Genomic DNA, 14,553 nt, shown 5'->3' with positions numbered 1-14,553 from the left:
TAATCAAATAATGGTTCTCGTCTTTCTTTTCTCGCTGCCGTCCTGAGGAGCGCCGTACAGTTCCTCCTGTATTTGTTCAAGCGACTTGCCGGACGTATTCGGTGCGAAAACAAGCCCGATGATCATACTGGCCGTCACACATATGAGCAGAATACCGGCCATAAAACCGATGCCGAATTGTGACATGATGACCGGCACAAATAAACTCCAAATTCCGATTGAAATACGGACGAGAAAGAACATGAGCCCTTGTGCTGACGCTCTGTGTTCTGTCGGGAACAGCTCGCTTGCCCACAGCTGGTAGTTCGCCTGCTGGCCGGCTCCGTTATTGATGCCGATCGCTAAAACAAACAAAAGCAGCATCGGGAGCCCCTGAAACGGCAGTAAAAACAGCGACCAGCCGACAACGGCCATACATGCGCAGATTCCGAACACCGTTTTCCGATATTTATCTGCAAAAGGCATGAAGATACAGGCGACGCCGAGCCCGGTGAAGATAAACAGGGCCATCTGCAGAATGTTGGCCGTATTTGCGGATACGCCGCCGACCTGCTGGTAGATGTACGGCATGAAGAATCCCATGACGCCCGCGGCGAGATTCCATACGAGAAACACACCCATTAAAAACAAAATGTTCTTGAAAAATTTCGGCTGAAGCAGGTCAAAATAAGATGTTTTTTTCACGGCGGCAGGCCGCTCTTCACTGTTTTTCCAGGCATCCGACTCAGGTAAACGCTTTCTTATCACATATGTGATCAGGGCGATCACCAATAGATGCGCAAAGACAATTTTATTTCCTAAAAGCCCGAGGTCACCGACCAAAACGGATAACAGCAGAACCACAACGGCTCCTGCGGCCCACGCCACCTGCGCCACTCCGCAATGCCTCGCCCGGTTTTTCTCAGGGGCGTTTTCCGCGATAATGGTCCATGAAGCCGTAATATCCGCGCCTACAGAAATCCCGATAATCATGTATCCGCATAACAGCATGGGAAAGTTGAATCCAAACAAAACCAAACAAATTCCTAAGGCGTAGACGAGCATACTGTTTGTGTATACAGCTTTTCGGCCGACCTTATCAGCCAAATACCCGCCGAGCAGCGCTCCGATGGCCGCTGATATCGCGTTTGCGCTGAAGGCGCCGAGCAATCCGATCTGGCTGTCGGACAGCTTCAAGTAGCTGACCCACATAGATAAACCCGCTGATCCTGCCACGATGGAACCTGCATCAATGTAATTTGCTAATGCTGCGGCGATGGTCCTTTTGCTGAAAGCTGATTCCGCCTTGGCACTATTCATATAAGTCCCCCTCTAATTTGCAGGATCAAGCAGTTCACTGTCGATGTACTTTCTTGCAATCAGCGCGTACTCAAGCGGATTGGCGACTGCCGGGTCTTGTTCGGCTTCGATGACGATCCAGCCTGAATAATCATGACGGACGAGCGTTCGGTATACTTCGGTAAAATCGATGCATCCGTCGCCGGGAACCGTAAAAATGCCCTGTAAAAACGACTGCCTGAATGACTTGCCTTCCTGTCTGCACCGCTCCATAATGTCAAACCGGGCGTCCTTGAAATGAACGTGTCTGATCCGATCCATATGCTTGTTGAGAATCGTCATATAGTCTCCGTCCGAGATATAGGCATGGCCGGTATCATAAAGTAAATGGACATACCGCGGGTCCGTTCCATCCATCAGCCGGTCAACTTCTTCCGCCGTCTGGACGCCTGTGCCGAGATGATGATGAAACGTGAGGTCCAGCCCGTATTCGCCAGCGATTTTCCCGAGACGGTTCAAGCCTTGGCACAGCGTATCCCATTCTTCATCTGAGAAGTGCGGTTTTTCCTTAAATACATCAATGTCCAAGCCCTGAACGCTGTACGTCTGTTCAGAAACGATGGCGACATCCGCTCCGACTTTCTGCAAATAATCACAGTGTTCTGTAAATTGTTCAGCCGTTTTTTCAATACCGTCTTGTACGATAAAGCTGCTGAACCATTTCCCCGCAATCCGCAAGTTCCGGAGAGCCAGCTCTTTATTGAGGACGGAGGGTTCAGGGAAAAACCCTCCCACTTCCGTACCTTGAAAGCCGGCGACAACAATATCGCTTAACAAATGCTGCAGCGTATTCCCGGCTCCGATTTCCGGCATATCGTCATTGCGCCACCCAATGGGAGCGATGCCCCACAGAATATCTTGTTTGCCCATCGTGATGCCTCCCCTCTAGTACTGCTTCGCAGACTTCAGCTTCATCTCTTTCGCTTCGTATGCCCGCTGAACGCTTTCCTGCTCCGACACTTCCGCCACGCCGACATGCCACCAGCTGTCATAGCCGTCCGTCATCGTTTTCGGCAGAACCTTCATTTCAATTAAAGTGGATACGTCTTGCGTTTTCGCATCTTCAAGCGCCGCTTTCAGTTCTTCAACCGTATTGGCTCTGTATGTTTTAGCGCCGTAGCCCTCTGCCACCTTCGCGTAATCAACGTTTAAAATCTGATTGTCCTCTGTGCGGAACTCGCAAAAATAACTGCCGCTCCCGTGATCCATCTGCAGGTTGTTAATACAGCCGAATCCCGAGTTGTCAAAAAGCAGGACATTGATTTTTTTGTTATATTGAAGCGCGGTAATCAGCTCTGAGTGCAGCATCAGAAAGCTTCCGTCGCCGACGAGTGAATAGACTTCTTTGTCGGGATGGGCCAGCTTGAGGCCGAGCGTGCCTGATACTTCATACCCCATGCAGGAATAGCCGTACTCGAGGTGGTACGTATTCGGGACATTGGAATGCCACAGCCGCTGCAGATCCCCCGGAAGAGATCCCGCCGAACTGATGACGACGCTATCTTCAGGAATCGTGTCATTGATGGTCAACAGCGCCGTTGTCTGCGGCAGCTCAGTCCCGAGCGCGTCGGCATACTCGTTTAACACATCCTGTGAGAAATGGTTTTTTATTTCCGGTTTGAACGCGTCACGTGTAAAAGTGACCTTGCCGAGCCGGTCCCGTTCAGCCAGCCATTCATCTTTCCAGTCTTTAATCGCCGTGCCGAATGCACTTTTATATCCGTCTAATAAGCCGTGCAGCCTGCCGAGCGTCACTTTCGCATCGGCTACGACCTGAAACGCGTCAAGCTTGTAAGCCTGCATGCGGCTGACGTTGATATTCAAAAATTTTGCTTTGTCAAAATCAAACGCCGTTTTCGAGGATGTCGCAAAGTCCGTGTACCGTGTGCCGACACCGATGATCAGATCAGCCTGGCGGGCGGCTTTGTTTGCGGCGAGGGTGCCCGTGATGCCCATGCCGCCCAGATTGTTGGCGAAATCGGCTTCAACCGTTGACTTGCCGGCCTGCGTTTCGACAAGCGGAATGCCGTATGTTTCAGAAAGCGCGATTAATTCCTCACGCGCGCCGGAGTACTTCGCGCCGCCGCCCACTAAAATGACGGGACGGCTGCTCTGCTTAATTCTTTCCGCGGCGCCTTTCAGTTCACGCTCGCTCGGCTGCATCCGGTCAATGTAATGAACGCGTTTTTCAAAGAAGCTTTCATCAAAATCAAATGCTTCTCCCTCTACATCCTGAGAAATGCAGATGGTCGCCGGGCCCGCTTTTGCCGGATCTGTCATCACTTCAAACGCCCGGATTAAGCTGCTCATCAGCTGCTCGGGTCGGGTAATGCGGTCCCAATAGCGGGACACGGGCTTTAACGCATCGTTTGTCGTGACGGCGGCACTGTATTCCTGCTCCACCTGCTGAAGCACCGGGTCAGGCTGCCTCGTCGCAAAGGTATCGGCCGGAAGCAGCAGCACCGGGATATGATTGGCCAGCGCCGTACCCGCGGCAGCCGTCAAGTTAGCGGCACCCGGACCGACCGATGTCGATACCGCGTAAATTTTTCTTCTCAGCATCTGCTTGCTGTATGCCATCGCGGCATGCGCCATGCCTTGTTCGTTTTTGCCTTGATAGACTTTCAGGTGCCCGGCGTCCTGCTCAAGCGCCTGCCCGATCCCCAACACATTTCCGTGGCCGAAAATCGTGAAGATGCCCTCAACGAACGGCTCTTCTTTTCCGTCAACATGAATGTACTGCCGGTTCAAGAATTGAATCAGCGCTTGTGCTGTCGTTAAGCGAATTGTCTTACCCACAAACGATCCCACCTTTTATACGTTCTATTTACCGTTAAGACTGTGCTGCGCTTCAATCAGTTCGATGATTTCACCGGCAGCCGGCATTGCTTCTGAGGAGCTGTGTTTGCTGACGACGATGGAAGCGGAAGCGCTCCCGTATTTTAAAGCCGTTTCAATATCCCGGCCGCTGACAAGTCCGTAGATGAAGGCGGACGCATAGGAATCACCCGCTCCGAAGGTCTTCAGCACCTTTGTTTTATAGGCATGCGCCCGGAAAACTTCTCCCGATCTGCTGTATGCGTATGATCCGTCAACGCCGTGCTTAATGACGACAAGGTCAGCGGAGTGCGCAAACAAATGGCGGACGGTTTCATCGTTATTTCCGCCGCTGCGGTTTTCCATTACGTCAAATTCGTCACGCGTACCGATGACGATATCGGATTGTTCCGCCACCAGCGTGTAGTACACGGCTGTTTCTTCTGCCGATTGCCATGTATACGGACGGTAGTCGAGCTCAAACACGACTTTTACGTCATGTTTTTTTGCGATATGCACCGCTTTTAAGACGGCTTCGCGCGACGGGCTTTTCGCAAGCGCCGTACCTGATACGAGCAGCATTTTCGCGTTTGCGATGTAGCCTTCATTGACTTCGGACGGCTCAAGATACAAATCCGCCACGTCATCCCGGTACATCAGGATGCTGCACTCTTCGGGACTGAGAATTTCCGTAAAAGCGAGCCCGGCTTTGCGCCCTTCTCTGTCAACGGTCATTTGTGACGTATCAACGCCCTTTCCCTGCATATAAGAAACGATGAATCTGCCGTGCTGATCGTCCGGGATTTTGCCGATAAAACCGGCTTTTAATCCGAGCTTGGCGCTGCCGATCGCAATATTTGCCGGGGAGCCGCCGACATATTTAGAAAACGTCATCGTTTCTTCCATCGGCCGGTTGTATTCCGCCGCGTTCAAATCAATACACGCGCGTCCGATCGCGACAATATCAAACTCTTTTTCTTCATTAAATGTATATTTCATCGTTATCTGCCACTCCTCACTTGTTAGCGTTCCAGGATCCATTCATGGGCCGGATCATTATGAAACTTCCATTTTCGTGTCGGTCCCGCCATTACATTCAGGTAGTAAGAGGTATACCCGTCCGGAACACCAACCGGGTGATAGCCCGCCGGCACGATGACAACGTTTTCATTTTCTGCGGTCATCGTCTCATCGATCGAGCGGTCGTCCGTGTACACACGCTGGAAGACAAACCCCTGCGGCGGGTACGTTTCATGGTAATAGGTTTCTTCTAAAAAGGATTCAGCCGGCAGATTGTCTTGGTCATGTTTATGAGGCGGATAGCTCGACCAGTTGCCGCTGTCCGTGTAAACTTCAACAACGAGAAGGCTGTTTGCCGATGGATCTGAATCGGGGAGAATATTATGAACGGTTCGTTTGTTTGCCAGCTTGCCGCGATGTTCCACACCGTTGTCTTCCGCTTTAATCAGCTTTGTCGGAAGCTGGTGTTCGGACGGAGAATAGCACAGCGCGACCCTCGCCCCGCTGACCGCTGTGATTTCAAAAGAGCGGTCATTGGACACATAAACGCTGTCCGTCGGTTTTCTTTCAAATACGCTTTCACGGGTGCCGATGCTTTCAAATGTCTGATCATAATCAGTGACGGTGATTTTTCCCGTTACCGCAACGATGCAGCACTCCGTCTTTTTCAAATCTTCTGTATATGCGGAACCGGGAGTGAGGTCAACGACTTTAAATCCGACGTATTTGAGGTCTGAATTGGCTGAAGTGACGTCATGTATGATGTTCACGCCTTGAGAAATCTCATCGGCCTGCGGTTTGCGCAGCAAATGACTCATGTTTATTCCTCCTTAATGGATGGTAAAAGAAAACCCGGACGGAATCACAAAGCCGTCAGGGCCGGCTGTCAGATCAATTGAAGTCAGGAGACGGGTATCGTGCCGTCACGACTTTTTTACGTGTATAGAAGTCGACGCTGTCCTTTCCGTTTGCGTGCAATGTGCCGAAGAAAGAAGACTTCCAGCCAGAGAACGGGAAGAATGCCATCGGCGCCGGCACGCCAAGGTTGATGCCGAGCATTCCCGCGTCAATATTCTCACGGAAGTAGCGGATCGCATTCGCATTTGAAGTGAACAGACACGCGCCGTTCGCAAATTCAGACTGGTTGGCGATGTCCACCGCTTCTTTTAAGTTTTTCACGCGGATGACCGACAGAACGGGCGCAAAGATTTCATCTTTCCAGATCGTCATATCCGTCGTCACGTTGTCAAAAATCGTCGGTCCGACGAAATAGCCGTCTTCCGTTGCGTTTTCACGCCCGTCACAAAGAAGTCTCGCTCCTTCTTCGATGCCTTTTTCAATATAGCTGTGCGTGCGTTTTTTGTTGTCCTCGCGGATGACCGGGCCTAAGAACACGCCGTCATCCAGTCCGTTTCCGATCTTGATGTCCGCTGCTTTTTCCTGTAATTTCGCCATAAACTCATCGGCGATTCCCTCTTCAACCGTCACAACCGCGCATGCCATGCAGCGCTCTCCTGCCGAACCGAATGCCGCACCGATAATGTTTGTCACCGTATCTTCAAGGTGGGCGTCATTTAACACGATCGTATGGTTTTTCGCGCCCGTTAACGCTTGCACGCGTTTCAAATGTTCGCTGCCTTTTTTGAAAACATACTCGCCGACAGGTTTTGAACCGACGAATGAGATGGCTTTAATCTCCGGATGTTCAAGAACGCCGTTTACGACGTCATGCGCGCCGTGCACGACATTGAAGACGCCCTTCGGAAGGCCGGCCTGTTCAAACAGCTCTGCCAGTTTTTCCGTTAACAGCGGCGTGCGCTCAGACGGCTTCAGAATGAACGTGTTTCCTAACGAAATCGCCATCGGGAACATCCAGCACGGGACCATCATCGGGAAGTTGAACGGTGCGATACCGCCGACCACCCCGATCGGATAGCGGTAATTCGCCGCCTCTACATCCGTCGCAATAGAGGCAAGTGAATCGCCCATCATGAGTGACGGCGCGCCCGCTGCGAATTCGACGTTTTCAATTCCGCGTCCCACTTCACCGAGTGCCTCCGTCGTGTTTTTACCGTTTTCCAAAGTAATCAGACGGGCAAGCTCTTCTTTGTTCTGCTGGAGAAGCTGCTGATAGTTAAATAGAATTCTCGCACGGCGCGGCACTGCCGTCTTTGACCATGTTTGAAACGCCTCTGACGCTGAGCGGACGGCGTATTCCACATCCTCCCGCGTAGAAATCGGAACCTGGCACATCACTTCTTTTGTAGCCGGATTGATAACGTCTTCATATTGATCTGTCTTACTTTCAACCCATTCACCATTGATGTAGTTTTTCAGTTTTCTGATCTCTGCCATTCTCATTGCCTCCTTAAATAGTAAACATCCTGTTCAGCTGGATAATAACGGATGAATATATTCATCTTTTACATATAAAAGACATGAATTAAACGCTTACAAATGCTAAAATGATGGTGACTCCCAATTTTTCCATGTAAAAGTTGGTCATGTACCGGAAAAAGCAAACGGTTACATCTTTCACTTTTGATTTTACAGGTTATGTTTTGGTCATTTCTTGGTTACATTGTAAGCCCAACACCTCTTCAAGTCAATCTAAAAAATCAAAATTTTTTCATTATTTTTATCATACTTTTTTTGATCGGGAAAACAGGAACTTGGAGAACCGTGTCGAATCGGAGGGGATGATCCCTCTTTTTTATCATTTGTTAAGTAACTATTGATTAACTTCTGGTGTTTATTATATATTTTAATTACTTTAAGAATTCTAGAAGGAGTTTTTTTATGAAACTGATGCGGATTCAGGAGATGGAAGAATACATTCTCAAACACGGAGCCACTTCGCTGGATGAGCTGTGTGAGGTATTCAACGTCTCTAAAAACACGGTCAGACGCGATATTAATAAGCTTGCGGAAAAAGGGGTTATCAAAAAGGTATACGGCGGCGTGACGTCAGCCGAAAAATCTGTGCTCGTCCCTTTTGAAAACCGCACCATTCAACATCAGGATGAAAAAATCAAAATCGCCCGCTATGCGTCACGGTTTATCGAGGATCACGATCTTGTATTTATTGATTCCGGCACGACGACCAAATCGATGCTGGAGACGCTTGATCCCGATAAGAATGTAACGGTTTTGACGAACAGCCTTGATATTATTAACGCCGCTTCATCCATGAAAAATATCGACCTGATCATCATCGGCAATAACTACAAACGGAAGACAAGGTCGTTTGTCGGCATTGATGATCCGAGCACACTCAATAAATACAACATTAACAAGGCGTTCATGTCCGCTACCGGGACAACGATCACCCACGGCCTGACGAATTCCGACTTACTGGAATACGAGGTGAAAAAGAGAATTTCCGAAAAGGCGAACGAAGTGTATTTGCTCGCGGATCATTCCAAATTCGGCAAATCCACGCTTTTGACATACGCGCCTTTCGACCGGCTTCACAGCATTGTCACTTCTCAGCAGCTCGATGAGGAATATACGAAGTATTGCCAAGAGCATCAAATCGACATTCACTTGGCATAGCGTTATAGTTAATAGAGAACGCTGCCGTATTTTTCCGGCAGTCGCTATGATATCCAATTTTTTCAGGGGGCGAAAACATGAGCAAAGTAACAATCGGCAAAACTGACCTAAAGGTATTTCCGATCGGTTTGGGAACAAATGCGGTCGGCGGACACAATCTCTATCCGAATCTGAATGAAGAAACGGGAAAAGAATTGGTTCGGGAAGCGATTAAAAGCGGCGTTACCATGTTAGATACCGCCTATATTTACGGTGTGGGCCGTTCTGAAGAATTAATCGGCGAGGTGCTGAAAGAATGTAACCGCGAGGATGTCTTCATCGCCACAAAAGCCGCTCACAGAAAAGAAGGCGATGACTTTGTTTTCGACAATTCACCGGCCTTTTTGAAACAATCGGTCGAAGACAGCCTGAAACGCCTGCAGACTGATTACATCGATTTATTCTACATCCATTTCCCGGATGAGCACACGCCGAAGGACGAAGCCGTTCAAGCGTTGAATGAGCTGAAAAAAGAAGGAAAAATCCGTTCCATCGGCGTATCCAATTTCTCTTTGGAACAGCTGAAAGAAGCCAATAAAGACGGCTTAGTCGACGTGATTCAAGGAGAATACAACCTGCTGAACCGTGAGGCGGAAAAGACTTTCTTCCCTTATACGACAGAACACGGCATCTCATTCATTCCGTACTTCCCGCTCGTATCCGGACTGCTGGCCGGCAAATACGACGAGAACACAACCTTCCCTGAAGGCGACCTGCGCAATGACCAGGCGCATTTCCAAGGGGAGCAGTTTAAAGAGAACATCAAAAAAGTCAACCAGCTCAAACCGATTGCCGAAAAGCACAATGCCGATACGGCGCATATCGTGCTTGCCTGGTACTTGGCGAGACCTGAAATCGATATCCTGATTCCGGGCGCCAAACGCGCGGATCAATTAAAAGACAACATGAAAGCAGCCTCCATTACGCTATCTGCTGAAGAAATCGCGTTTATCGACAAGCTGTTTTCCTAAGAAAAAAACACGCCTCTTAAAGGGGCGTGTTTTTTTTATGTTTATATTTTTCTCTTCGGGGAATGAAATAGTTATCTAAATAAACTATTATGCGTTCCAAAAGATGAGGAGGATCATCTGTGAAGAAAAACACCAAAAAATACCTGATTTACTTTTTCGGAGCATTAGGCGGGCTGCTTTACGGCTATGACACCGGTGTGATTTCAGGGGCTTTGTTATTTATTAACAATGATATTCCTTTAAACACGCTGACCGAGGGATTGGTCGTCAGCATGCTGCTGCTCGGTGCGATTTTCGGGTCCGCATTAAGCGGGACATGCTCTGACCGATGGGGCCGGAGAAAAGTGGTTTTCGTCCTTTCACTCATTTTTATTATCGGCGCGCTTGCCTGTGCGGCTTCGCAAACCGTCACCATGCTGATTATCTCCCGTGTCATTCTCGGGTTAGCCGTCGGCGGCTCAACGGCGCTTGTTCCCGTTTATCTATCTGAGATGGCGCCGACAAAAATACGCGGAACGCTCGGCACATTGAATAACTTAATGATTGTAACCGGAATTTTACTCGCATATATCGTGAATTACATATTCACCCCGTTTGAAGCATGGCGCTGGATGGTCGGTCTCGCCGCAGTACCGGCGGCGCTTTTATTAATCGGAATCGCGTTTATGCCGGAATCTCCGAGATGGCTCGTCAAACGCGGCCGTGAGCAGGAAGCCAGACAAGTCATGGAAATGACCCACGACAAAGAGGATATCGCCGTTGAATTAGCGGAAATGAAACAAGGAGAAGCCGAGAAAAAAGAATCTACGCTCGGCTTGCTGAAAGCCAAATGGATCCGCCCTATGCTGCTGATCGGGATCGGCCTCGCCATCTTCCAGCAGGCGGTCGGTATTAACACGGTGATTTACTATGCGCCGACCATCTTTACAAAGGCAGGACTCGGCACTTCGGCGTCCGTTCTCGGCACGATGGGCATCGGTGTCTTAAACGTCATCATGTGTATCACCGCCATGATCTTAATCGACCGGATCGGCCGGAAAAAACTGCTGATGTGGGGAAGTGTCGGCATTACCTTGAGCCTGGCGTCACTATCAGCCATTCTCCTTCTGGCCGGCCTGTCAGCTTCAACAGCATGGCTGACCGTGCTGTTTCTCGGCATCTATATCGTCTTCTACCAGGCGACATGGGGTCCCGTCGTATGGGTTCTGATGCCGGAGCTGTTCCCGTCAAACGCACGCGGAGCCGCAACCGGATTTACGACATTGATCCTGTCGGCAACCAACCTGATCGTTTCACTGGTATTCCCGCTTATGCTGAGCGCCATGGGCATCGGCTGGGTATTCGGAATATTCTCAGTCATTTGCCTCTCATCCTTCTTCTTCGCCGCTTACATCGTTCCTGAAACGAAGGGCAGAAGTTTAGAAGAAATCGAAACGCACTTGAAAAAACGGTTCTCCTTAAAGAAGCGCAGCAAACAAAATCAAATTCTTAAACAGCGCACACTGTAACAAAAAAAGGAATCGCCCCCGCTGGGCGATTCCTTTTTGGCGTCATACCATAACTTTGCAAATGTCATTCGTAAATTCGACCGGATCATGGATCGGCAGCCCTTCAATCAGAAGCGCCTGATTGTAGAGAAGATTTGTGTATAATGCCAGCTTTTCCCGATCTTGTCCGTGCGCGTTCTTTAACGTCTCAAACACTTCGTGATTCGGGTTGATTTCCAGCACTTTTTCCGCTTTGACCTGCTGGCTGTCAGGCATAGCATTCAACACTTTTTCCATTTCGATCGTCACTTCGCCGTCTGTCGCAAAGCATACCGGATGGGATTTTAAACGTTTCGATGCTCTGACGTTCTTTACTTTATCCGCAAGAATCTCTTTCATGCTTTCGAACAGGTCTTTATATTCGTTTTCTTCGGCTTCGGTCTGCTTTTCATCCTCATCACTGTCGATGCCTAAGTCGGCGCTAGATACGGACTTGAATTCTTTTTCCTCATAGCTTGTCAGCATTTTGATCGCGAATTCATCAATGTCTTCCGTGAAATATAAAATTTCGTAGCCTTTGTCCGCCACCATTTCAGTTTGCGGCAGCTTTTCAATCCGCTCATATGAATCGCCGGACGCGTAATAGATATATTTTTGATCCTCAGGCATTCTGGACACATATTCGTCCAGAGTGACGAGCTTTTTCTCCTTAGATGAATAGAAGAGAAGCAGATCTTTTAATACGTCTTTATTCGCGCCGAAATCATTATAGACGCCGAATTTCAGCTGTCTGCCGAAAGATTCATAGAAAGATTCGTATTTTTCTCTTTTGTTCTTCAGCAGGCTCTTGAGCTCGGCTTTGATTTTTTTATTGATGTTTTTCGCAATCAGCTTCAGCTGGCGGTCGTGCTGCAGCATCTCTCTGGAAATGTTCAGCGACAGATCCTCAGAATCCACCATGCCTTTTACAAAGCTGAAATGGTCCGGAAGCAGGTCGGCACATTTGTTCATGATCAGCACGCCGTTGGAATACAGCTCCAATCCTTTTTCGAATTCCTTCGTATAATAGTCAAACGGCATGTTTTCCGGAATAAACAAAATCGAATTGTAGCGCACCGCTCCATCGACGCTGATATGCACATGGGTCAGCGGTTTATCAAAACCGTAATGCTTCTCGGCGTAAAAAGCCTCGTAATCTTCATCCGTCAGCTCGCTTTTATTTTTTCTCCAGATCGGCACCATGCTGTTGACCGTCTGTTCTTCCTGAACTTCTTCAAATTCGTTCTCGCTGCCCTCTTTCGGCTTGTTGACCGTCTCTTCCATTTTGATCGGGTAGCGGATAAAATCAGAGTACTTTTTCACGATCGCTTTGATGCGGTAGTTTTCTAAAAACTCATCATAGCTTTCATCTTCCGTGTTTTCTTTTATTTGCAGGGTGATTTCCGTACCGACGGTTTCCTTGTCACACGGCGCGATCGTGTAGCCGGCAGCCCCTTCCGACTCCCATACATACGCCTCGTCACTGCCGAGCGCCTTACTTTTCACCGTGACTTTATCAGCCACCATAAACGCCGCATAAAATCCGACGCCGAACTGGCCGATAATGTCATGGCCGTCTTTCGTGTCATTTTCTTGCTTGAAAGCGAGTGAACCGCTTTTCGCAATCGTGCCGAGATGCTGTTCAAGCTCGTCTTTTGTCATCCCGATACCGGTGTCTGTGACGGTGAGCGTTCTCGCTTCTTTGTCCGCCGTCACTTTTATGTAGTAATTGTCTTGATCAAACGTTAATGAATCATCGGTTAACGCCTTGTAATAGATTTTGTCAATCGCATCGCTCGCGTTGGAAATTAACTCGCGGAGAAAAATTTCCTTCTGCGTGTAAATGGAGTTAATCATCATGTCCAGCAATCGCTTGGATTCTGCTTTAAACTTTTTTTTCCGCACTTCAGATCTCTCCTTTAATTATGCTTTGATGTTATGTAAAATCTTTTCAGCATCTATTTATCATATACAGTGACAATTGTCAACTAGGATTAGCAGATGCATATATTGTAAATTTAACATGTTAATGGATTCATTTCACCCATTTTATCAATAAAAAAGAGAGAATGTTGATCATCCTCTCCTCTCTGCTTCTTTCCGGCGGCCGAATTCCTTCTTCATCCATATGTATGACGGGTAGAAAAACAAACTAAATAAGATAAGAGATCCCAAGTTTCGCAAAGACTCATGCAGAACATTTCTTACAGTGAGAGGAAATATGATGTCCTGAAATAGAATAGAGATAACGGTGTAAATCACAAATCCCATAGGAACAATGGCATAACAATAAAACGCTATCTCCTTCTTATGCTGTATCTTCAAAATATGTAAACCTCCCAATGATGTATATACATAATATTAACATATTTAATAGGTATTTAGAAACAGACCTCCGTATGTTTATCCCCCTATTCAGCGGGAACAGATATAAAAAAAGGAGGAATCGCAATATGGGAAGATTAACAGACAAAACCGCAATCATCACAGGGGCCGCGACAGGCATCGGACAAGCGACGGCACGGGTTTTCGCCGATGAAGGCGCCCGCGTGATCTGCGGTGACATCAATGAAAGCGAACTGAATGAAACCGTCAGCGCCATCAGAAAAAACGGCGGAGAAGCAGAAGCCTTTCACCTTGATGTATCAGACGAAGAAAACGTAAAGTCTTTTGCGGACGGCATTCAGCAAAAGTACGGAACAATTGATATTCTGTTTAACAATGCCGGTGTTGACCAAGAGGGCGGAAAAGTTCATGAATACCCGGTCGACCTGTTTGACCGGATCATCGCCGTCGATCTGCGCGGCACATTTCTTTGCAGCAAATACCTGATTCCGCTCATGCTCGAAAAAGGAGGCTCCATCATCAACACCTCCTCCATGTCCGGCCGGGCCGCAGACCTTGACCGCTCAGGCTATAACGCCGCAAAAGGCGGAATCACGAACCTGACGAGAGCGATGGCCATTGATTACGCCAGAAGCGGAATCCGCGTCAATTCCTTATCGCCGGGGACGATTGAAACACCGCTCATTGATAAATTGGCAGGCACGACAGAAGACGAAATGGGCGAAGCGTTCCGTGAAGCCAACAAATGGATCACGCCGCTCGGCCGGCTCGGAAAACCGGAAGAAATGGCAGCCGTCGCGCTCTTCCTCGCTTCAGACGACAGCTCTTACGTCACGGGAGAAGACATCACCGCAGACGGCGGCATCATGGCATACACTTGGCCGGGAAAAATGCTGATTGATAAGAAGTGGAAGGAAGAGACGGAGTGACGGCGAAAAAGA

Annotated in this window: 12 protein-coding genes; 4 read left to right on the top strand and 8 right to left on the bottom strand. The window is 48.6% G+C overall.

Annotated elements, in window-relative coordinates; translation table 11 throughout:
• Positions 1–3: 3 nt before the first annotated feature.
• From V7728_RS15120 to iolA, 6 genes are all read right to left on the bottom strand, one after another.
• On the bottom strand, positions 4–1,299 hold the full coding sequence (locus V7728_RS15120; RefSeq protein WP_032867917.1) for an MFS transporter: 1,296 nt from the start codon (positions 1,297–1,299) through the stop codon (positions 4–6).
• Between the two features lie 12 nt (positions 1,300–1,311).
• Positions 1,312–2,208 (bottom strand): myo-inosose-2 dehydratase, encoded by an 897-nt coding sequence (gene iolE / locus V7728_RS15115; protein ID WP_082998172.1) that lies wholly within the window; start codon positions 2,206–2,208, stop codon positions 1,312–1,314.
• A gap of 15 nt (positions 2,209–2,223) precedes the next feature.
• On the bottom strand, positions 2,224–4,137 hold the full coding sequence (iolD, locus tag V7728_RS15110; RefSeq protein WP_082998171.1) for a 3D-(3,5/4)-trihydroxycyclohexane-1,2-dione acylhydrolase (decyclizing): 1,914 nt from the start codon (positions 4,135–4,137) through the stop codon (positions 2,224–2,226).
• Positions 4,138–4,161: 24 nt separating this feature from the next.
• A complete protein-coding gene (iolC, locus tag V7728_RS15105) occupies positions 4,162–5,154 on the bottom strand; it encodes a 5-dehydro-2-deoxygluconokinase (protein ID WP_007407838.1) in 993 nt (330 codons plus the stop codon).
• 23 nt (positions 5,155–5,177) lie between these two features.
• Positions 5,178–5,993: a 5-deoxy-glucuronate isomerase gene (iolB, locus tag V7728_RS15100; protein WP_032867923.1), complete on the bottom strand. Its 816-nt coding sequence runs from the start codon at positions 5,991–5,993 to the stop codon at positions 5,178–5,180.
• Positions 5,994–6,066: 73 nt separating this feature from the next.
• A complete protein-coding gene (gene iolA, locus V7728_RS15095; protein WP_099567221.1) occupies positions 6,067–7,530 on the bottom strand; it encodes a methylmalonate-semialdehyde dehydrogenase in 1,464 nt (487 codons plus the stop codon).
• Positions 7,531–7,974: 444 nt separating this feature from the next.
• Between iolA and V7728_RS15090 the strand changes: the two genes are divergently transcribed.
• The 3 genes from V7728_RS15090 (at position 7,975) to V7728_RS15080 (ending at position 11,248) form a co-directional block, all read left to right on the top strand.
• A complete protein-coding gene (locus V7728_RS15090; RefSeq protein ID WP_007614879.1) occupies positions 7,975–8,730 on the top strand; it encodes a DeoR/GlpR family DNA-binding transcription regulator in 756 nt (251 codons plus the stop codon).
• Between the two features lie 77 nt (positions 8,731–8,807).
• Positions 8,808–9,740 (top strand): aldo/keto reductase, encoded by a 933-nt coding sequence (locus V7728_RS15085; RefSeq protein WP_007407843.1) that lies wholly within the window; start codon positions 8,808–8,810, stop codon positions 9,738–9,740.
• A gap of 119 nt (positions 9,741–9,859) precedes the next feature.
• Positions 9,860–11,248 carry a sugar porter family MFS transporter gene (locus tag V7728_RS15080; RefSeq protein WP_007407844.1) on the top strand — a complete coding sequence of 463 codons (1,389 nt, stop codon included), beginning with the start codon at positions 9,860–9,862 and terminating at the stop codon, positions 11,246–11,248.
• A gap of 42 nt (positions 11,249–11,290) precedes the next feature.
• On the opposite strand, the gene htpG is transcribed toward V7728_RS15080, so the two are convergent.
• The gene (gene htpG / locus V7728_RS15075; protein WP_025285538.1) at positions 11,291–13,171 is read right to left on the bottom strand and encodes a molecular chaperone HtpG; all 1,881 of its coding nucleotides are present in this window, start codon (positions 13,169–13,171) and stop codon (positions 11,291–11,293) included.
• 171 nt (positions 13,172–13,342) lie between these two features.
• Entirely contained in the window at positions 13,343–13,591 is a 249-nt protein-coding gene (locus tag V7728_RS15070; RefSeq protein WP_007614882.1) for a hypothetical protein, read from the bottom strand.
• A gap of 128 nt (positions 13,592–13,719) precedes the next feature.
• Here V7728_RS15070 and V7728_RS15065 point away from each other — a divergent pair, with 128 nt between their 5' ends.
• Positions 13,720–14,541 (top strand): SDR family oxidoreductase, encoded by an 822-nt coding sequence (locus tag V7728_RS15065; protein ID WP_007407847.1) that lies wholly within the window; start codon positions 13,720–13,722, stop codon positions 14,539–14,541.
• Positions 14,542–14,553 lie beyond the last annotated feature (12 nt).

Source organism: Bacillus sp. JHAA, assembly GCF_036961585.1.
GTDB classification, from domain to species: Bacteria; Bacillota; Bacilli; order Bacillales; family Bacillaceae; genus Bacillus; species Bacillus velezensis.
Note: the sequence above shows the minus strand (reverse complement) of the source record. Positions and strands in the feature narration are given on the sequence as shown.

Excerpts from the sequence above, each read along its gene's own strand:
- V7728_RS15090 (WP_007614879.1), top strand. The coding sequence starts at position 7,975 with ATGAAACTGATGCGGATTCAGGAGATGGAAGAATACATTCTCAAACAC.
- iolE (WP_082998172.1), bottom strand. The coding sequence starts at position 2,208 with ATGGGCAAACAAGATATTCTGTGGGGCATCGCTCCCATTGGGTGGCGC.
- iolC (WP_007407838.1), bottom strand. The coding sequence starts at position 5,154 with ATGAAATATACATTTAATGAAGAAAAAGAGTTTGATATTGTCGCGATC.
- V7728_RS15120 (WP_032867917.1), bottom strand. The coding sequence starts at position 1,299 with ATGAATAGTGCCAAGGCGGAATCAGCTTTCAGCAAAAGGACCATCGCC.
- V7728_RS15065 (WP_007407847.1), top strand. The coding sequence starts at position 13,720 with ATGGGAAGATTAACAGACAAAACCGCAATCATCACAGGGGCCGCGACA.
- V7728_RS15085 (WP_007407843.1), top strand. The coding sequence starts at position 8,808 with ATGAGCAAAGTAACAATCGGCAAAACTGACCTAAAGGTATTTCCGATC.
- iolA (WP_099567221.1), bottom strand. The coding sequence starts at position 7,530 with ATGGCAGAGATCAGAAAACTGAAAAACTACATCAATGGTGAATGGGTT.
- iolB (WP_032867923.1), bottom strand. The coding sequence starts at position 5,993 with ATGAGTCATTTGCTGCGCAAACCGCAGGCCGATGAGATTTCTCAAGGC.